This is a genomic window from Oleiphilus sp. HI0128 (assembly GCF_001635365.1).
In genome coordinates this window covers 1-284 of the sequence record NZ_LWGG01000335.1, presented here as the reverse complement: position 1 = coordinate 284, position 284 = coordinate 1, and the positions used below count along the sequence as shown (strand labels likewise).

General features: G+C 43.3%; 1 pseudogene. It reads left to right on the top strand.

The features are described from left to right. Positions 1–144: 144 nt before the first annotated feature. Positions 145–284, top strand: a pseudogene (locus A3763_RS04310) (response regulator); the annotation flags it as partial.

The window sequence follows — 284 nt, the reverse complement described above, 5'->3', positions numbered from 1 at the left end:
AATGGTCGCCGAATTTTGTATCGTGACCGTGAAAAGTAAATACCAGGTTTGACAAGTTCAGGCTTGGAATATCGTAGTGCGTCGCGTACAAGACATGTCAGACCCGACGCTAATTGTTCTTCAAGTGCCTTAGGCTGCTGGATAATGGAAGATAATTTCGAAAACCTTAAAATTATGGTTATCGACGATAGTAAGACTATTCGTCGTACCGCAGAGACTCTGCTAAAAAAAGTTGGCTGTACCGTCATCACCGCTACAGATGGTTTTGATGCGCTCGCTAAGAT